The 17,206-nt window shown below is 74.7% G+C and carries 17 protein-coding genes; 12 read left to right on the forward strand and 5 right to left on the reverse strand.

Annotated elements, in window-relative coordinates; translation table 11 throughout:
- Positions 1-129 precede the first annotated feature (129 nt).
- From ACFYOU_RS10230 to ACFYOU_RS10240, 3 genes are all read right to left on the reverse strand, one after another.
- Positions 130-282: a hypothetical protein gene (locus ACFYOU_RS10230; RefSeq protein WP_391304629.1), complete on the reverse strand. Its 153-nt coding sequence runs from the start codon at positions 280-282 to the stop codon at positions 130-132.
- Positions 283-454: 172 nt separating this feature from the next.
- Positions 455-1,228, reverse strand: a complete 774-nt coding sequence (locus ACFYOU_RS10235; RefSeq protein ID WP_391304631.1) for an ABC transporter permease subunit — start codon at positions 1,226-1,228, stop codon at positions 455-457.
- Positions 1,225-1,953, reverse strand: a complete 729-nt coding sequence (locus tag ACFYOU_RS10240) for an ABC transporter ATP-binding protein (protein WP_389766984.1) — start codon at positions 1,951-1,953, stop codon at positions 1,225-1,227. Before ACFYOU_RS10240 ends, ACFYOU_RS10235 begins: the two co-directional genes overlap by 4 nt.
- Before the next feature lie 111 nt (positions 1,954-2,064).
- Here ACFYOU_RS10240 and ACFYOU_RS10245 point away from each other — a divergent pair, with 111 nt between their 5' ends.
- The 6 genes from ACFYOU_RS10245 to ACFYOU_RS10270 all read left to right on the forward strand — a co-directional run bounded on the left by ACFYOU_RS10245 (position 2,065) and on the right by ACFYOU_RS10270 (position 8,522).
- Positions 2,065-3,339, forward strand: a complete 1,275-nt coding sequence (locus ACFYOU_RS10245; protein WP_391304634.1) for a histidine kinase — start codon at positions 2,065-2,067, stop codon at positions 3,337-3,339.
- Entirely contained in the window at positions 3,340-3,996 is a 657-nt protein-coding gene (locus tag ACFYOU_RS10250) for a response regulator (RefSeq protein WP_389766980.1), read from the forward strand.
- Positions 3,997-4,390: 394 nt separating this feature from the next.
- Positions 4,391-5,281: an endonuclease/exonuclease/phosphatase family protein gene (locus ACFYOU_RS10255; RefSeq protein WP_391304969.1), complete on the forward strand. Its 891-nt coding sequence runs from the start codon at positions 4,391-4,393 to the stop codon at positions 5,279-5,281.
- Positions 5,282-5,325: 44 nt separating this feature from the next.
- Positions 5,326-6,096, forward strand: a complete 771-nt coding sequence (gene cseB / locus ACFYOU_RS10260; RefSeq protein ID WP_391304635.1) for a two-component system response regulator CseB — start codon at positions 5,326-5,328, stop codon at positions 6,094-6,096.
- A 5-nt stretch (positions 6,097-6,101) separates the two neighbouring features.
- Positions 6,102-7,364: an ATP-binding protein gene (locus ACFYOU_RS10265; protein ID WP_391304636.1), complete on the forward strand. Its 1,263-nt coding sequence runs from the start codon at positions 6,102-6,104 to the stop codon at positions 7,362-7,364.
- A 225-nt stretch (positions 7,365-7,589) separates the two neighbouring features.
- Positions 7,590-8,522, forward strand: a complete 933-nt coding sequence (locus tag ACFYOU_RS10270; protein ID WP_391304638.1) for a D-alanyl-D-alanine carboxypeptidase family protein — start codon at positions 7,590-7,592, stop codon at positions 8,520-8,522.
- 11 nt (positions 8,523-8,533) lie between these two features.
- On the opposite strand, the gene ACFYOU_RS10275 is transcribed toward ACFYOU_RS10270, so the two are convergent.
- Positions 8,534-10,336 (reverse strand): AMP-dependent synthetase/ligase, encoded by a 1,803-nt coding sequence (locus tag ACFYOU_RS10275; protein WP_389766972.1) that lies wholly within the window; start codon positions 10,334-10,336, stop codon positions 8,534-8,536.
- Positions 10,337-10,695: 359 nt separating this feature from the next.
- Here ACFYOU_RS10275 and ACFYOU_RS10280 point away from each other — a divergent pair, with 359 nt between their 5' ends.
- The 6 genes from ACFYOU_RS10280 (at position 10,696) to ACFYOU_RS10305 (ending at position 15,890) form a co-directional block, all read left to right on the forward strand.
- Positions 10,696-11,499: a metallophosphoesterase gene (locus ACFYOU_RS10280; protein WP_389766970.1), complete on the forward strand. Its 804-nt coding sequence runs from the start codon at positions 10,696-10,698 to the stop codon at positions 11,497-11,499.
- Positions 11,500-11,653: 154 nt separating this feature from the next.
- On the forward strand, positions 11,654-12,091 hold the full coding sequence (locus tag ACFYOU_RS10285) for an SRPBCC family protein (protein WP_391304641.1): 438 nt from the start codon (positions 11,654-11,656) through the stop codon (positions 12,089-12,091).
- A gap of 195 nt (positions 12,092-12,286) precedes the next feature.
- Positions 12,287-13,447 carry an ArsA-related P-loop ATPase gene (locus ACFYOU_RS10290; protein WP_391304643.1) on the forward strand — a complete coding sequence of 387 codons (1,161 nt, stop codon included), beginning with the start codon at positions 12,287-12,289 and terminating at the stop codon, positions 13,445-13,447.
- A 70-nt stretch (positions 13,448-13,517) separates the two neighbouring features.
- Positions 13,518-14,081: a DUF5304 family protein gene (locus ACFYOU_RS10295; protein ID WP_391304645.1), complete on the forward strand. Its 564-nt coding sequence runs from the start codon at positions 13,518-13,520 to the stop codon at positions 14,079-14,081.
- 53 nt (positions 14,082-14,134) lie between these two features.
- Positions 14,135-15,076, forward strand: a complete 942-nt coding sequence (locus ACFYOU_RS10300) for an ROK family glucokinase (protein ID WP_389766963.1) — start codon at positions 14,135-14,137, stop codon at positions 15,074-15,076.
- 67 nt (positions 15,077-15,143) lie between these two features.
- Positions 15,144-15,890 carry an endonuclease/exonuclease/phosphatase family protein gene (locus ACFYOU_RS10305; protein WP_391304647.1) on the forward strand — a complete coding sequence of 249 codons (747 nt, stop codon included), beginning with the start codon at positions 15,144-15,146 and terminating at the stop codon, positions 15,888-15,890.
- Between the two features lie 31 nt (positions 15,891-15,921).
- Here the strand turns inward: ACFYOU_RS10305 and ACFYOU_RS10310 are convergent, their stop codons facing one another.
- Positions 15,922-17,112, reverse strand: a complete 1,191-nt coding sequence (locus tag ACFYOU_RS10310) for an MFS transporter (RefSeq protein ID WP_391304648.1) — start codon at positions 17,110-17,112, stop codon at positions 15,922-15,924.
- Between the last annotated feature and the right edge of the window lie 94 nt (positions 17,113-17,206).

Here is a 17,206-nt window from a genome sequence, read left to right on the forward strand (position 1 = left end):
ACCGCGACGCACCCCGCACGGAGCAGCGCACATGCAGCGGAACGCACCCGAAGGGGCGCGGGGAACTGCGCAGCGCCCCGGCCCGGACCCGGCGGCCGGGGCACGGCTCCACGAACCGGGCGCCGGTTCTCAGCCGACGAGTTCGGCCTTGTTCATCGCGCTCACCGAGGAGGACGCACGGTCCTCGGGAATGACGATCTTCGCGAGCTGTCCGGCGGCCCCGATCAGGAAACCGGAGACCACGAGGGTGGCGAAGGCGAGCGCGAGACGTCGGACGGTCATGGGAACCCCCTGGGACACGGGCCGTCGTCGCCCGGGTGGCCGACGGCGGCTGCGGACACCGCCACTGCGGCGGCACTTGGGACAGTAGGGCGCCCGCCCGCGCCCCGCCAGACCCGTTCCGGGCCGAAGCCCGGTCACCGCGCCGACCGGGGCACGCCGGCGGCGGCCCGACTCACCCCGCGTCCCGTCGCCGCAGCGCCGCGTACCCCGCGGCGAGCGCGACGGCGGCCCACCCCGCGAGGATCGCGGTCCCCGTCCAGGGCCCGTACGCCCGGGGGAACGCCGGATCCTCCGGCGGCCCGGCCAGGTGCATGATGAACGAGCCCGCGGAGTCCGGCAGGAACTGCATCACCTCCTGGAGCTGCGGCAGGTTGCCGAGCCCCTGCGAACCGAGGAAGAGCAGCGGCAACAGCACCCCCATCGCCAGCGCCGGCCTGCGCACCACGGTGGCCACGCCGAACGCGAACCACCCGATCAACATCAGGTACAGCCAGGAGCCGACCGCCGTCCGGTACGTGTCCCGGTCCCCCCACCCGATCCCCCACGGGCCGAGGGCCGCCTGCCCGGCCGCGAACCCCGTCGCCACCGTCACCAGGCAGACGACGGACAACAGGGCCGTCACCGCGCCCAGTTTGCCCGCGTAGTAGCGGCCCCGGCCCGGGGTCGCGACCAGCGAGACGCGCACCGTGCCCGTCGCGTACTCGCCGCCGACCGCCAGCACCGCGAACACCACCACGGCCAACTGGGCCAGCGTCAGACCGTAGGTGCTCGCGAAGACCGGGTCGACCAGCCCCGGCCCGTCCGCCGACGGGTCCTCCCAGCCCGCCCGCAACGCCCGCCCGATCAGCGCCGCCCCGCCCCCGCCGACGGCCACCACCGCCGCCAGGGACCACGGCATCGACCGCACGGTGAGGATCTTGGTCAGCTCGGCGCGGAACACGCTCACCGTCCCGCCCCCCGGTACTCCACGGCGGCGTCGGTGAGCCGCAACACCGACTCCTCCAACGTGCCCCCGCCCCCCGCGGCCACCACCTCGGCGAGCGGCGCGTCCGCCAGCAGCCTGCCCCGCCCGATCACCAGCAGATGATCGGCGGTGAGCTCCATCTCGGCCATCAGATGGCTGGACACCAGCACCGTGCGGCCCTCCGCGGCGAGGGCCCGCAGCAGTTTCCTGATCCAGCGGACGCCCTCCGGGTCGAGTCCGTTGACGGGCTCGTCCAGGATCAGCACCGGAGGATCACCGAGCAGCGCACCGGCGATCCCGAGCCGCTGCGTCATCCCCAGCGAGAACCCCTTGGTGCGTCGCGACCCGGCGTCACCCAGCCCGACCAGGTCCAGCACCTCGCGGACCCGGCGGGCCGGTATCCGGTTGCTGTGCGCCTGCCACAGCAGGTGGTGCCGGGCCCGCCGGCCCCCGTGCAGGGCGCCGGCGTCGAGCAGCGCCCCCACGTGGCACAGCGGACGGGTCAGCTCCCGGTAGGGCCGCTCCCCGATCAGTGCCGTGCCGGACGTCGGGCGGTCCAGCCCCAGGACCATGCGCAGCGTGGTGGACTTGCCCGCGCCGTTGGGGCCCACGAACCCGGTCACCCGCCCGGGGCGGACCGTGAAGGTCAGGTCGTCCACCGCGACCCGGGGACCGTACCTCTTGGCGAGGTTCCGTACGTTGATCATGCTGCGACGCTAGGGGCGCGACCCGCCGCGGCACCGCCCCCGAAAGTGGGCGGAGCCGATCCGCCTTCGTGGTGTGGCGCCGTCCGCGCGGCGCGTCCTACGCTGCTCGCCATGATCCGCCCGATCCTCGCCGCGGTCGCCGCGCCCGCCGTGGTCGCGACGGACACCCTCCTGCTGACCGCGGCCCACTTGGGTGGTCCGTCGCGGTGGGTCACGGTCCCGGGGTACGCGGCGCTCGCCGTCGCCCTCGTCTGGTGGGGCCGGCGCGCCCCGGCCGCGGCCTTCGCGGCGACCGTGGTGGTCTCGGTGGTGCCCGGCGCGTACACGCTGCTGCTGTGGAGCGGGTACCGGGCCGGCCACGCACCCGCCACCCGCGCCGGTACCGCGATCACCGTGGGCGCCGCCTGCGGCGGTCTCGCGGCCCAGTTGGCGTTGCGGGCCGCCGGGGTGGGGATCGCCACCGTCGTCACCGGCTACCTGGTGTTCGTCGCGATGCCGCTGCTGGTGGGCCGTCACCAGGCGCAGCACGACCAGTTGGTGGCCGCCCTGTCCCAACGCAACCGGCAACTCGTCCGCCGACAGGAACTGCTCGCCGAACGGGAGCGGTTGGCGGAGCGGCTGCGGATCGCGCGGGACATGCACGACTCCTTGGGCGGGCGGCTCAGCCTGGTGTCGGTGCAGGCCGCCGCGCTGGAGGTGGCGGACCTGCCGCCCGCCCAGCGGGACGGGGTGCGACGGCTGGCCGGGTCCGCCCGGGGCGCCGTGGACGACCTGCACGAACTGGTCGGGGCGCTGCGCGGGGCGGAGGAGGCGTCGCCCGAGCCGGGGCCGGCCGCCGTCGAACGGGTCGTCGCGGAGTTCCGGGAGGCCGGGGTGCCCGTGGTGCTGTCCGGCGGCGGGGAGCCGCTGGAGCTCACCGACGCCGGTTGGCGCGCCGCCTACCGGGTGGTGCAGGAGGGGCTGACGAACGCGGTCAAGCACGCGGCCGGTCAGCCCGTGACGGTGGCGTTCGACTGGGAGGGCGACGCCGCCCTGCTCACCGTCGTCAGCCGGGGCGCGACCGGGCCCGACCGGGGCACCGCACCGGGCGCCGGGCACGGCCTGGCGGGGCTCCGGGAACGGGTGCGGCACGCCGGCGGCCTGCTGGACCACGGGCCCACCGGGGACGGCTTCCGGCTGCTGGCGATGCTGCCCGCGCGCCGCCCCGACGCGGAGGACGGCAGGGGCGTGCGGTCCGTCGCAGCGGGGGACGTCGATCTCGACGGCCCGGTGCCGCCGTGGTCTGCGGTGCCCGACGGAACCGTCCGGTCCGTCGTCCAGGGGGTCGCCGTCGCCGTGCTGGTGTTCGTGGTGGTGCCCGGTTCCCTGATGCTGGGGGTGCGCTGAATGATCAGGGTCCTGATCGCCGACGACGAGCCGCTCATCACGGCGGGCATCCGCACCGTCCTCACCTCCGCCGCGGACATCGAGGTCGTCGCGGAGGCGGGCGACGGGCGCGGCGCCGTGGAACAGGCGGTGCGCCACCGGCCGGACGTGGCCCTGCTCGACGTGGTCATGCCGGTGCTGGACGGACTGGGCGCCGTGGCGGAACTGCGCGGCAAGGCGCCGTCGACCCGGTGCGTGGTCCTGACCGCCTTCGGCGCGGAGCCCCACGTCCTGGCGGCCCTGCAACACGGCGCGGCGGGTTTCGTGCTGAAGAACTGCGAACCGGGGGAGCTGATCCGGGCGGTCCGCGCGGCACACGCCGGGGACGCCTTCCTCTCGCCCCAGGTGACCCGACTGCTGCTGGACACCGTCGGCGCCGAACGGGTGGCCCGGCGCCAGGAGGCGGTGCAGCGGCTGACCCGGCTGACCACCCGCGAGTCCCAGGTGCTGGCACTGGTCGCCGAGGGGCTGTCCAACGCCCAGATCGCCCGCCGCCTCCACATGACGGAGATGACCATCAAGACGTACGTGAGCCGGGTGCTGGCCAAGCTCGACTGCGCCAACCGGGTCCAGGCCGCGCTGCTCTGCCGGGACGCCCACCCGGGCGCCCCGGGCTGACCGCTCCCGGGCGCCGGGTGCCACCCCGACGGCCGGCCGTCGACCGTCGACCCTCGATACAGACTCGATACACAGCCGCGCGACTTCTGAAGCGCTCCCCTGAACAACCGGAAGCGCGCCTCCCGGAAGGTGTCGGGGTACCCGGGCCCCGGGTGTCCGTGACCGTGGGGAGACACCTACCGTGCCGAGCCTTCCGAGGGCCACCGCGCCCGCCACCGCCACCGCGCCCCCCGCCGCCCCTCCCGTGCGCCCCGCCCCGGACGCCGCCCCGGACGCCGAGCGGGGCGTCGAGCGGGACACCGCCCGGGAGGCAGCGGGAGAGGCAGCCGGGGAGGCCGCGGAGTGCACCGCCCCCCGGTCCCGCCTCCGCGGCCGCCGACCGGCGGTCGCCGCCCTGTTCACCGGGGCCCTCATGGCGCTGCACGCCTCGCTGCCCAACACCGTCGGCAACCTCGGCAGCCTCGTCCAGACGCTGCTGCCCTGGCTGGGCCTGAGCGTGCCCGTCCTGCTCGCCCTGGCGGCGCTGCGCCGCTCCCGGCTCGCCGCCGTCGCCGCGCTGGTTCCCGCCGTGGTGTGGGCCTCGCTCTTCGGCGGTGTGCTCACGGACAAGTCGGGTGCGCACGGAGGTGGTGCCGGCCGGCTGGTGGTGGTCAGCCACAACGTGGACGAGGGCAACCGGGACCCGGAGGGCACCGCCCGCGCCCTCGCCGCGACGGAGGCGGACGTCCTGGCCCTGGAGGAACTGGGCCGGGACGCCGCCCCCGTCTACGCCCGCGAACTGGCCGGCGCCTACCCGCACCGGACGGTGCACGGCGGGATCGGACTGTGGAGCCGACACCGGCTGGAGGACGTCGAGGTGGTGCCGATCATGCCGTGGACCCGTGCGGTGCGGGCCACCGTCCGCACCCCCGAAGGACCCGTCGCCGTCTACGCCGCCCACCTCGCCTCGGTCCGCGTCCACCCCTTCCACGGCTTCACCACCGAGCGCCGCAACGACGCGGCCCGCCTGCTCGCCGACGCGGTCCACGCGGAGCCGCTGCCCCGGGTCGTGGTGCTGGGCGACCTCAACGGCACGGACCGGGACCGCTCCCTGGCACCCCTCACCTCCGGGCTGCGTTCCGCCCAGCGGGAAGCGGGCGACGGCTTCGGGTTCACCTGGCCCGCCGCGTTCCCGATGGTCCGCATCGACGACGTCCTGGTCCGCGGAATGACCCCGCGCTCCTCCTGGACGTTGCCCGCCACCGGCAGCGACCACCTTCCCGTCGCCGCCTCCCTCACGCTGTGAGATGCGTCCCCGCCCACCGCCGGGCGGCCGGAGCCGGGGCTACGATGCGAACGACCGACACCCCCCACGACCAGGAAGGCACCGTGCCGCAAGCCCGGGCCAACGACCCCGTACCCGCCCCCGTACACGTGCTGCTCGTCGAGGACGACGCCACGATCCGCCGCGGTGTCCAACTCTCCCTGGAGCGGTACGGCTACCGGGTCACGGTCGCCGCCGACGGGCTCAGCGGGCTGGAGGGCTTCCGCGCGGGCGGCCACGACCTGCTGCTCCTCGACGTGATGCTGCCCGAGCTCGACGGGATCGGGCTGTGCCACCGCATCCGTGAGGAGAGCCTGGTCCCGGTCCTGATGATGTCCGCCCGCGGCGACTCCCTCGACGTGATCGCCGGACTGGAGGCGGGCGCCGACGACTACGTGGTCAAACCCGTCGAGACCAACGTCCTGGTGGCCCGCATCCGGACCCTGCTGCGCCGCGCCACCTACCGGCCGCCCGCGGAGTCCGTGACGGCCGCCGACCGGGACCCCGTACGGCCGCTGGTCTTCGGGGACCTGAGCGTGGACCCCCTGGGCATGGAGGTGCGCCGGGACGGACACCTCGTCCCGCTGACCCCCACCGAGCTGCGGCTGCTGCTGGAGTTCGCCGCCGCGCCCGGCGCCGTCCTCGACCGCCGGCGGCTGCTGCGCGACGTCTGGGACTACGGGTGGGAGGGCGACACCCGGGTCGTGGACCTGTGCGTGCTGCGGCTGCGCAAGAAGATCGGCAGCGGTCGGATCGAGACCGTCCGCGGCTTCGGCTACAAGCTCGTCCGCGGCTGACCGCGGTGAGCCTGTCCGCCTTCCGCACCCTGCGCTGGAAGATCGCCGTACTGACCGCCGTCGCCTGTTGCGCGGTCGCCGGAGTGATCGGCGTCCTCGTGCGCGACGCGGTCCACGACCGGGGCATGAAAGTGATGCGCGAGCACGTCGAGGACCGACTGCTCGCGGCGGAGAAGGAGTACGTCCGCACGGGCCGGGTGGGGCTCCCCGTCGACGCCCGCGCCCCCGAGGAGCTGCCCGCGCCCCTGGCCCGCTTGCTGGCCGCCGAGCAGTCCGCGGGCTGGAACAAGGCCCTGTGGTACGACGTCGACCCGCCCAACTGGTACTGGATGTGGGGCGCCGCCGCGGTCGGGGACCGGGTGCTGGTCGTCCGGATGGACATGAGCCGGGAGGAACGCAACCGCCAGCTCCTGGACCGCCGCATCCTCATCTCCCTGTTCACCTCGCTCGCCGTCGTCGTCCCGCTCGCCGCCCTGGCCACCGAGCCCGTCCACCGGCGGCTGCGCTACGGCGCCCGCACCGCCCGGGTGATCGCCGACGGCGACCTCGACGCCCGCATCGGACGACCCGGACGGGCCCGTGACGAGATCACCGAGATGTCGGCGGCCGTCGACGAGATGGCCGCCGCCCTGCAACGCAAGCTGGAGGACGAACGCCGGTTCACCGCGGACGTCGCCCATGAGCTGCGCACCCCGCTGATGGGCCTGGCGACCGCCGCCGGGCTGCTCGGCGAGGACGACGAGGCGACCGCCCTGGTACGGGACCGGGTACGGGCGCTGACCGTGCTGGTCGAGGACCTGTTGGAGATCTCCCGACTCGACGCGGGGGTCGAACGGGCCCGGCTGGACCGGGTGCCGCTCGCGGAGTTCGTCGAGGACGTGGTGCGGCGCTCGGGCGCCGGCTCCCCGGCGGACACCCGGATCACCGTCCGGGACGCCGCCGTGATGGAGACCGATCCGCGCCGGGTGGAGCGCATCGTGGTCAATCTGGTCACCAACGCCCACCGGCACGGGGCGACGCCCGTGGAGGTCACCGTCACCGGCACCCGGATCGTCGTGCGCGACCACGGGCCGGGCTTCCCCGCGGCGCTGCTGGAGCACGGGCCGCGCCGGTTCCTCACCGGGGCCAGCGAGCGCGGACGCGGCCACGGCCTCGGGCTGACCGTCGCCGAGGGCCAGGCACGGGTGCTCGGAGCCCGGCTGACCTTCGAGGACGCCCCGGACGGCGGGGCGGTCGCGACCCTCCACCTGACCTCCGGCACCCTCTGAAACGGAACCGAAACGGGACTACGCGGCGGCCGAAACGGCGCCGCACCGGCCCGGAAGAACGACTCCCCGAAGGTGGGGTGCGTACCCGGCGCACACGTCTTCCGGAGGTTCCCCGTGTCAGTCGACCACCCGTCAGTCGACCACCCGTCAGTCGACCACCCGTCAGTCGGTCCCCGCACCCGTCCGGCCCCCCGTCCGACCTTCCGTCCGGCGGGCCGACGCACCGTGCTCGCCCCGCTCGTCGCGGCGGCCGTGCTGGCGACCGGCACCGGAGCCTGGCTCTTCCTCGGCGGCGACGAGCGGCGCCTCGCCCCCGCCGTCACCGAGGCCCCGCCGACGCTCTCCGCGGCCCGGGCGCTGGACCTGCCGTGGCCCGCCGAGGGCCAGGCGAGCGTGACGGTCGAGGGGGTCGGCAGCCTCGGTACCCGCGGCGCCCAGACCCCGGTGCCGATCGCCAGCCTCACCAAGGTCATGACCGCCTACGTGATCCTGAAGGAACACCCCGTCCGGGCCGGCTCCGGGGGCGCCGACGTCACGGCCGACCAGCGGGCCGCCGACGAGTCGTACTCGTCCGTCGAGTCGACCGTCCCGGTGGACGAAGGGCGCACGTACTCCCAGCGGCGGCTGCTGGAGTACATGATGGTGGGCTCCGCCAACAACGTGGCCCGACTGCTGGCCCGTTGGGACGCGGGCGACGAGCAGGCGTTCGTCGCGAAGATGAACCGGGCCGCCGACGACCTCGGCATGGGCCGCACCACGTACACCGGGGTCAGCGGCATGGAGGCCAGCACCAAGAGCACCGCCACCGATCAACTCCGGCTGGCCCGCGCCGTCATGAAGGACCCGGTCTTCCGGGAGGTCGTCGCCACCGAGGAGGTCGCGGGCGGCAGCGGGGCGCGGGTGGCGAACACCAACAAGCTCCTCGGCCGGGACGGCGTCGTCGGCCTCAAGACCGGCTCCTCCACCCCGGCCGGCGGCAACCTCGTGTGGGCCGTCCGGCAGGAGGTCGCGGGCAGTTCACGGCTGGTCCTCGGAGTGGTCCTCGGGCAGCGCGCCGGCAGCAACCCGGTCGCCGGCGGGGCCGCCGCCCACGAGGTCAGCCACGCCCTGATCACCGCGGTCCGGGGGGCCCTGCCGGACGTCATCGGCCGCGGATGACCGGCCGGGCCCTACGGTCGGTAGAGCGCCTCGATCTCGTCCGCGAAGTCCTTCGCGACGACGTTCCGCTTCAGCTTCAGGGACGGCGTCAGATGCCCCGAGTCCTCGGTGAACTGCGAGTCCAGGACGCGGAACTTGCGCACCGACTCCGCCTTGGACACCGCGGCGTTGCCGTCGTCGACGGCGCGCTGGAGGGTGGCCAGCAGATCCGGGTCCGAGCGCAGGGAGGCCGGCGTGGCGTCGGCGGGCTTGCCGTTCTCCCGCACCCAGCGACCGAGGAAGTCCTCGTCCAGGGTGATCAGCGCGCCGACGAACGGACGCCCGTCGCCGACCACCATGCACTCGGCGATCAGGGCGTGCGCGCGGATGCGGTCCTCGATCACCGCGGGCGCCACGTTCTTGCCGCCCGCGGTGACGATGATCTCCTTCTTCCGGCCGGTGATCCGCAGATAACCGTCCTCGTCCAGGGTGCCGATGTCCCCGGTGTGGAACCAGCCGTCGCGCAGCGCCTCGGCGGTCGCGGCCTCGTTGTTCCAGTAGCCGGTGAACAGGTGCTCGCCGTGCAGCAGCACCTCGCCGTCGTCGGCGATCCGGACCACCGAACCGGGGAGCGGCTGTCCGACCGTGCCGATCTTCTGCCGGTCCCACGGGTTGAACGTGGTCGCCGCGCAGCTCTCGGTGAGGCCGTACCCCTCCAGGACGGTGAAGCCGATGCCCCGGAAGAAGTGGCCCAGCCGCTCCCCGAGCGGTGCGCCGCCCGAGATCGCGTACTCGCCGCGCCCGCCCAGCACCGCGCGGATCTTGCGGTAGACCAGCTTGTCGAAGATCTTGTGCTTGATCCGCAGTCCCAGCGACGGGCCCTGCGCGGTGTCCCGGGCCCGGCTGTACGCGATGGCCGTGTCGGCGGCCCGGTCGAAGATCTTGCCCTTGCCGTCGGCCTGCGCCTTGGCCCGGGCGCCGTTGTAGACCTTCTCGAAGACCCGGGGCACGCCGAGCACCAACGTCGGCTGGAACGAGGCCAGTTCGTCCGTGAGCTGGCGGATGTCCGGTACGCAGCCGAGCCGGATCGGCGCCACCATCGGCGCGATCTGCACCATGCGGCCGAAGACGTGCGCGAGCGGCAGGAACAACAGGATCGAACACTCGCCGGTGCGGAACAGGGGCCGCAGCCGCTCCACCACGTTGCCGCACTCCGCGAGGAAGCTGCGGTGGGTCAGCACGCAGCCCTTCGGCCGGCCCGTGGTGCCGGACGTGTAGATGATGGTCGCCGGATCGTCGGCCTTGGCGAGCGAGCCCCGTTCGGCGACCACCGCGTCACCGTCCGCCAGCTCGGCGCCGAGCCGTCCCAGCTCCTCCACCCCGCCCGCGTCGATCTGCCAGACGTGCCGCAGCGCCGGGAGCCGATCGCGCACCGCCGCCAGTTCGGCCGCGTGGGAGTCCAGCTCGACCACGCAGGCCACCGCGCCCGCGTCGGACAGGATCCACTCCAGCTGCTCGGACGAGCTGGTCTCGTACACCGGGACGGTGACCCCGCCCGCGCTCCAGATCGCGAAGTCCAGCAGGGTCCACTCGTAGCGGGTGCGGGACATCAGGCCGACCCGGTCGCCGGGGCCCACCCCGGCGGCGATCAGGCCCTTGGCCGCCTTCTCGACCTCGGCGAGGAACGCGCGTGCGGACACGTCCTGCCAGGCGGCGCCCGCCTTGCGGGCGATCACGGCGACCTCGGGGTGGCGCGTCGCGTTTCTGCGGACGATGTCGGTCAGGTTGCCGTCCGTCGGGACCTCGTACAGGGCCGGAAGGCTGAACTCGCGCAAGGCTGCTGCTCCTCATAGGGCGCCGGCGCCACGACACTGTGTCGCTGCGGCGGTCCGGTCACGGCTCGGCAGTGCCGCGGACTCCGCTACCGGGCCCCGCGACCGGGGCGCGGCACACGGCGCCGGGCTCGGAGCTCGACGGCACGACGGGACGGCCCGGACGTTACCGACCGGTACGACTCTTCGATAGAGGGTTCCGGCCAGATGTTCGCTGCGTCACATGTCATGGTGTTCCTGCGCGCACAGTAGTCCACCCCCTTCCCGACTGGGAAGTAACCGCAGGTCCGGCGCCCTCCGGTAGGCCCCTACGGCCCTGTCGGAGCACCGTGGGCCCACCGCTCCCGTTCTAGGGTCGGGCCATGGCAGTCACCGCGTCCCGAACACGCCACCCCCGCCCCCGCACCCGCGTTCACGTGGTGAGCGACGTCCACGGCAACGCCCGGGACCTCGCCCGCGCCGGGGACGGTGCCGACGCCCTCCTCTGCCTCGGTGACCTGGTGCTCTTCCTCGACTACGCCGACCACGCGCGCGGTATCTTCCCCCAGCTGTTCGGCGCGGAGAGCGCCACGCGGCTCATCGCGCTGCGCACCGCCCGCCGCTTCGACGAGGCGCGGGCCTTCGCGGCGGAGCTCTGGGCGGGCGTCGACCGGAACGCGGCCGTCGAGCAGGCCGTGCGCGAGCAGTACGCCGAGTTGTTCGCCGCCCTCCCCACTCCGACGTACGCCACCTACGGCAACGTCGACATACCGGGCCTGTGGCCCGAGTACGCCCGCCCCGGCACCACGGTCCTGGACGGACAGCGCGTCGAGATCGGCGGGCGGACCTTCGGGTTCGTCGGCGGGGGGCTGCGCAGCCCCATGCGCACGCCCTACGAGATCGGCGACGAGGAGTACGCCGCCAAGGTCGAGGCGCTGGGCGAGGTCGACGTGCTGTGCAGCCACATCCCGCCGGACGTGCCCGAGCTGCTCTACGACACCGTGCCGCGCCGCTTCGAACGGGGCAGCCGCGCCCTGCTCGACGCCATCCGCCGCACCCGCCCCCGGTACGCCCTCTTCGGGCACGTCCACCAGCCGCTCGCCCGGCGGATGCGGATCGGCGCCACCGAGTGCGTGAACGTCGGGCACTTCGCCCGTACCGGGCGGCCCTGGGTCCTGGAGTGGTGAACCGCCCCCGCACCCCGTCGCGGGCCGCCGCCGGCCGACCGGCGGCCCGGGGCCGGGAACGGCCGGTCAGCGCTGCGCGGTAGCCTTCATCCCTGTCCCGCGCGGCACACGCGCACCCCGCACCCACCTGACCGCATCTGGAGGAGCCACGGCGATGGCGGAGTACACCAGTTCGAGCATCAGGATCGAGGCCGCCCCGGCCGAGGTCATGGCCGTGATCGCCGACTTCGCCCGCTACCCCGACTGGACCGGCGAGGTGAAGGAGGCCCAGGTGCTGGCCACCGACGCCGACGGCCGCGCCGAAGAGGTGCGGCTCGTCATGGACGCCGGCGCGATCAAGGACGACCAGACCCTCGCCTACACCTGGGGCGGTCCGCACGAGGTGAGCTGGACGCTGGTGAAGTCGCAGATGCTGCGCTCGCTGGACGGCTCGTACCTGCTCAAGGAGGTGGGGGCGGCGGTGACGGAGGTCACCTACCAGCTCACCGTGGACGTCAAGATCCCCATGCTGGGGATGATCAAGCGCAAGGCCGAGAAGGTCATCATCGACCGCGCGCTCGCCGGACTCAAGAAGCGCGTCGAGTCCGCCTGACACGACGGGTCCGCCCCTGACACGGCGGGTCGGCCTGACGCGCCGGGTCTGCCTCGCCACCGACCGACGTCGGGGGACCGACCGGTCCGTACGGGCTCCCCGACCGCCCCTACGGCCGCGCCCCCTCCCGTACGGCCACGCCCCCCGCACGGCCGCGCCGTCGGCAGGCACCGCGGCAGGCACTAGCGTTCGGGCATGCGAACGATCCTCGTCACGGGCCCCGGCGGAGCGGGCCGCAGCACGGCTGCGGCCGCCACCGCACTGACCGCCGCCCGCGCGGGACAACGGACCCTGGTCCTGTCCACCGACCCCGCCGACGGCCTCGGCGCGGCCCTCGGCACCCCCACCCGCCAGGACCCCGTCGAACTCGCGCCCGGCCTCACCGCCTGGCGTCCCTCGGCGGCGCCCTCCTTCGGCGAGGAACTGCTGCGCCTCCAGGACTGGGCCGCCCCCGCACTCGACCTCGCGGGAGCCGCCCGGCTGGACGGCGAGGAACTCACCCCGCTGCCCGGAGCGGAGGAAGCCGCCGTCTTCCGCGCCCTGCGGGAAGCCGTCCGGGCCCCGCACGACGTGGTCGTCGTCGACCTGCCGCCCCTCGACCGGGCCCTCGCCCTGCTCGCCCTGCCCCAGCAGCTCCGCCGCTACCTGCGCCGACTGCTGCCCCCCGAGCGCCGGGCGGCCCGCGCCCTGCGCCCCGTCCTCGGCCGGCTCGCCGGCGTCCCGCTGCCCACCGCCGCCCTGTACGAGACCGTGGAACGCTGGGACGGGGAACTCGCCGCCGTCGAAGCCGTCATCGCCGACCCGGCCACCACCGTGCGCCTGGTCGCCGAACCCGGCTCCGCCGCCACCGACGCCCTGCACACCGCCGCCACCGGCCTCGCCCTGCACGGACTGCGGGTGGACACCCTCCTCGCCAACCGGGTGCTCCCCGAGGACACCGGCAGCCACTGGCTGGCCGGCGCGGTCGCCCAGCAGCGCAAGGCCCTCGCCGACTGGGCCCCCTACCCCGTGCACGAGGTGCCGCACCTGGGCCGCGAGCCGCGCGGCGACGACGACCTCGCCGCACTCGCCGTCCCCTTCGACCCCGCGCCCCCGACCCCCGTCACCTGGTCGCTCACCGACCGGATCGCCGCCGACGGCGTACTGGTGTGGGCGATCCCGCTGCCCGGGGCCGTCCGCGAAGAGCTCGACCTGGTCCGTCGCGGCGACGAACTCGTCATCACCGCGGGACGGTTCCGCAGGATCGTTCCGCTCCCCTCCGCACTGCGCCGCTGCACGGTCGTCGGCGCCGGCCTGCGCGACGGGGAGCTCCGGATCCGCTGCGCGCCCGACCCCGGACTGTGGCCGGCGAAGTGAAGGGGACACCGCCGTTCGGGTACCGTCGAAGGGGCGAACCGTCGTCTTCCTCTTCAGGAGTCAGCCCGTCATGAGCGATGCCGAGCGCCCCGCCCCCAGCTCCAGCCCCGGTGCCGAAGGCGGCTCGGGCGGCAAGGACCAGCGGGGCGCCGCCCCGTCCGACCCCGGCTTCGACACCGACGCCTGGTCCACGGCCTGCGCCGAGGACCTCGCCGAGGAGCAGGCCCGCCGCCGGGCCCAGTACGGCCCGCCGCCCGGCTCCGCCACCGAAGAACTGCGCAAGCTGATGGACGCGGTCGCCGACAAGCTCTCCGGGCTGTCCGGCCCGCTGCTCGGCCCCGCCACCTCGGGCGTCGTCCAGCAGGTGGTGCGCCAGGCCCGGGAGGCCGTCGAACCGGTCATCGAGCGCAACCCGGCGGTCTTCGACCACCTCACCGCCGCGGGCGGCGAACTGCTCGCCGCGTACCGCTCCGCCGTCCAGAACCAGGAGTCCCGCTGGACCCGGGGCCCCGCCGAGGACCCCCGCAAGAGCACCGACGGCGCCGCGTCCCACGACCCCGACGCCCCCGCCGACCCCGGTGACCAGCCGGGCGACGAGGGCACCAGCGGTGGCGGACGGATCGATCTCGACTGAACTCCCCCTCGGGTACCGTGTGCCGTGCGGGGCACGACCGAACTGAGGGACACATGGGACTGACCATCGGGGTCGACATCGGCGGCACGAAGATCGCGGCCGGAGTGGTCGACGAAGAGGGCGCGATCCTGGAGACGCACACCGTGCCGACGCCGTCCACCCCCGACGGCATCGTCGAGGCGATCTGCGACGCGGTCGGCGGCGCGGGCGGGGGCCACACCATCGAGGCCGTCGGCATCGGCGCCGCCGGTTACGTGGACGACAAGCGGGCCACCGTGCTGTTCGCCCCCAACATCGACTGGCGGCACGAGGCGCTGAAGGACAAGGTCGAGCAGCGGGTCGGGCTGCCCGTCGTCGTGGAGAACGACGCGAACGCCGCCGCCTGGGGCGAGTACCGGTTCGGTGCGGGCCGCGGACACGAGGACGTCATCTGCGTCACCCTCGGCACCGGCATCGGCGGCGGCATCATCATGGGCAACAAGCTGCGGCGCGGACGCTTCGGCGTCGCCGCCGAGTTCGGCCACGTCCGGGTCGTTCCCGACGGACTGCTGTGCGGCTGCGGCAGCCAGGGCTGCTGGGAGCAGTACGCCAGCGGCCGGGCCCTCGTGCGCTACGCCCGGCAGCGCGCCCGGGCCACCCCCGAGAACGCCGCGGTGCTGCTGGCCCTCGGCGACGGCACCCCCGACGGCATCCAGGGCAAGCACGTGAGCGACGCCGCGCGGGCCGGCGACCCGGTGGCCGTCGACTCGTTCCGGGAACTGGCCCGCTGGGCCGGCGCCGGACTCGCCGACCTCGCCTCGCTGTTCGACCCCTCCGCCTTCATCGTGGGCGGCGGCGTGTCCGACGAGGGCGATCTGGTGCTCGACCCCATCCGCAAGTCCTTCCGGCGCTGGCTCGTGGGCTCCCACTGGCGGCCCCACGCCCAGGTCCTCGCCGCCCAGTTGGGCAACCGGGCCGGCCTGGTGGGCGCCGCCGACCTCGCCCGACAGGGCTGACCGCTCCGGGCCCGCGCGGGTCCCGTGTCGCGTCGAACGGGCCCCGGGGGCCGCGTACGTTGGGGGCATGGACTTCAACTCGGTTGCGGAACCCGACGGTTCCGCCGTGGTGCGGGTGCTGAGCTACAACGTACGGTCGATGCGGGACGACACCGCGGCGCTGGCCCGGGTGATCCGGGCCAGCGCCCCCGACGTGGTCCTCGTCCAGGAGGCCCCGCGGTTCTTCCGCTGGCGCAAGAAGCTGGCCCGGCTCGCCGCGACGAGCGGCCTGTACGTGCTGTCCGGCGGAGCGACCGCCGCCGGCCCCGCCCTGCTCTGCTCGCTGCGGGCCACCGTGGAACGCACCGAGGACACCCTCCTCCCCCTGACCCCCGGCCTGCACCGCCGCGGGTTCGCCACCGCGGTCCTCCGGTTCGGCGCCGCCCGGGTCGGCGTGCTCAGCTGCCACCTCTCGCTCCAGAAGGACGAGCGCTTCGCCCAGTCGGGCCTGCTGCTCGACCGGCTCGGGGAGCTGGGCACCCCCCACGCCATCGCCGGCGGTGACATCAACGAACGCCCCGACGGCCCCGCCTTCCGTCGACTCGCGGACTCCCTCCAGGACGGTTGGGCCACCCGCCCCCTGGGGAACGAGTACACCTCGCCGGCCGAGGCCCCGCGCCAGCGGATCGACGCGGTCTTCGCGACGCACGGCATCGACGTGCTCGGCTGCGGCGTCCCCGAGGACCTGCCGGACGTCACCACCGCGGACCTGAGGGCGGCCACCGACCACCTGCCCGTCCTGGCCACCCTCCGGATTCCCCCCGAGCCCCGCTGACCGACCGCGGCCCCGGCGGCCCACCGCGGGCTCAGGTGTCCGCGGGTACCGGGCGGCGCAGCAGATAGCCGCCCGCGGTCACGACCAGGACGGTCATGCAGGCGATGAACACCAGCCCCGCGCTCTCCAGCCCGATCGGCCCCGTCAGCAGCCCGACACCGATCACCGGCACCGAGATGCCCGCGTACGCCACCACGAACAGGGTCGAGATCACCGCCGCCCGCTGGTCCGCCGGGGACGCCGCCGCCACCGCGGCCATCGCCCCGCGGAACGCCAACCCCTGCCCGCCGCCCCCGACGAGCGCGCTCAGCACCACCAGCGCCAACAGGTCCCAGTGCAGCGCCCCCGCGAGCAGCGCCAGCCCGGCCAGTAGCGCCGCGCAACCCAGCGGCAGGGACTTGCCCACCCCGACCCGGCCGACCGCCAGTTGCCCGGCGGTGGAGGCGAAGAAGGCCAGCGCGACGACCAGACCGCTGACGGCGTGGTCGTCGACGTCCAGGGACTGCGCGAGGAACGCGGGGCTGACCGAGGTGAACACCCCGAACAGCGCGAACCCCACGAAGGAGGCGATCGCCGCCGGACCGAACACCGTCCGCACCTGTGCGGGCAGCCCGGGCCGCCGCGGCCGTACGGCGCTCAGCGGCCGTCGTTCGCCCACCGTTTCGGGAAGGCGCAGCAGCACCAGGGCCGCGCCGGCCACCAGGGCCAGGTGCACGGCGAACGGCAGGTACAGCGGCCAGGGGGCGTACTGGGCGAGCAGCCCGGCGAGCAGCGGGCCGCAGCCCAGGCCGCCCATGTTGGCGGCCGTCGCCACGAAGGTGGCCCGGGCGGTGCCGCCGGGCGGGGCCAGCTCCATCACGTACGCGGTGGCGGCCCCGGTGAACAGCCCGGCGGACAGGCCCGACAGCAGCCGTCCCGCGTACAGCCAGCCCAGCCCGGTGGCGCACAGGAAGCAGCCGGCGCTCAGCGCGGCGCAGCCCAGCCCCCACGCCAGCACCTTGCGCCGACCCACCGCGTCCGAGACGTTGCCCGTCAGCAGCAGCACGCCGATGACCCCGAAGGCGTACACGGCGTACACCACGGTCACCGTCAGCTCGGAGAACCCGAACTCCTCCTGGTACAGGGGGTACAAGGGGGTCGGCAGGGTGGTGCCGGCCATGCACACCGCGAACACCGCCCCGCTGAGCAAGCACGCGCGCCATCCCCGGCGGTCACCGTCCACGCCGCCGACCGTAACCCCGCACCCCGCCCCGGCCCGTGCCGGCGCGCCCTCGGCACGACAGATCCCGGCCGGGGCGGGTGGCGGCGGGGCCGCG

Origin of the sequence: Streptomyces sp. NPDC005955 (assembly GCF_042871255.1) — a bacterium.
Taxonomy (GTDB): Bacteria; Actinomycetota; Actinomycetes; order Streptomycetales; family Streptomycetaceae; genus Streptomyces.

Excerpts from the sequence above, each read along its gene's own strand:
- ACFYOU_RS10230 (WP_391304629.1), bottom strand. The coding sequence starts at position 282 with ATGACCGTCCGACGTCTCGCGCTCGCCTTCGCCACCCTCGTGGTCTCC.
- ACFYOU_RS10240 (WP_389766984.1), bottom strand. The coding sequence starts at position 1,953 with ATGATCAACGTACGGAACCTCGCCAAGAGGTACGGTCCCCGGGTCGCG.
- ACFYOU_RS10245 (WP_391304634.1), top strand. The coding sequence starts at position 2,065 with ATGATCCGCCCGATCCTCGCCGCGGTCGCCGCGCCCGCCGTGGTCGCG.
- ACFYOU_RS10250 (WP_389766980.1), top strand. The coding sequence starts at position 3,340 with ATGATCAGGGTCCTGATCGCCGACGACGAGCCGCTCATCACGGCGGGC.
- cseB (WP_391304635.1), top strand. The coding sequence starts at position 5,326 with ATGCGAACGACCGACACCCCCCACGACCAGGAAGGCACCGTGCCGCAA.
- ACFYOU_RS10280 (WP_389766970.1), top strand. The coding sequence starts at position 10,696 with ATGGCAGTCACCGCGTCCCGAACACGCCACCCCCGCCCCCGCACCCGC.
- ACFYOU_RS10285 (WP_391304641.1), top strand. The coding sequence starts at position 11,654 with ATGGCGGAGTACACCAGTTCGAGCATCAGGATCGAGGCCGCCCCGGCC.
- ACFYOU_RS10290 (WP_391304643.1), top strand. The coding sequence starts at position 12,287 with ATGCGAACGATCCTCGTCACGGGCCCCGGCGGAGCGGGCCGCAGCACG.
- ACFYOU_RS10295 (WP_391304645.1), top strand. The coding sequence starts at position 13,518 with ATGAGCGATGCCGAGCGCCCCGCCCCCAGCTCCAGCCCCGGTGCCGAA.
- ACFYOU_RS10300 (WP_389766963.1), top strand. The coding sequence starts at position 14,135 with ATGGGACTGACCATCGGGGTCGACATCGGCGGCACGAAGATCGCGGCC.
- ACFYOU_RS10305 (WP_391304647.1), top strand. The coding sequence starts at position 15,144 with ATGGACTTCAACTCGGTTGCGGAACCCGACGGTTCCGCCGTGGTGCGG.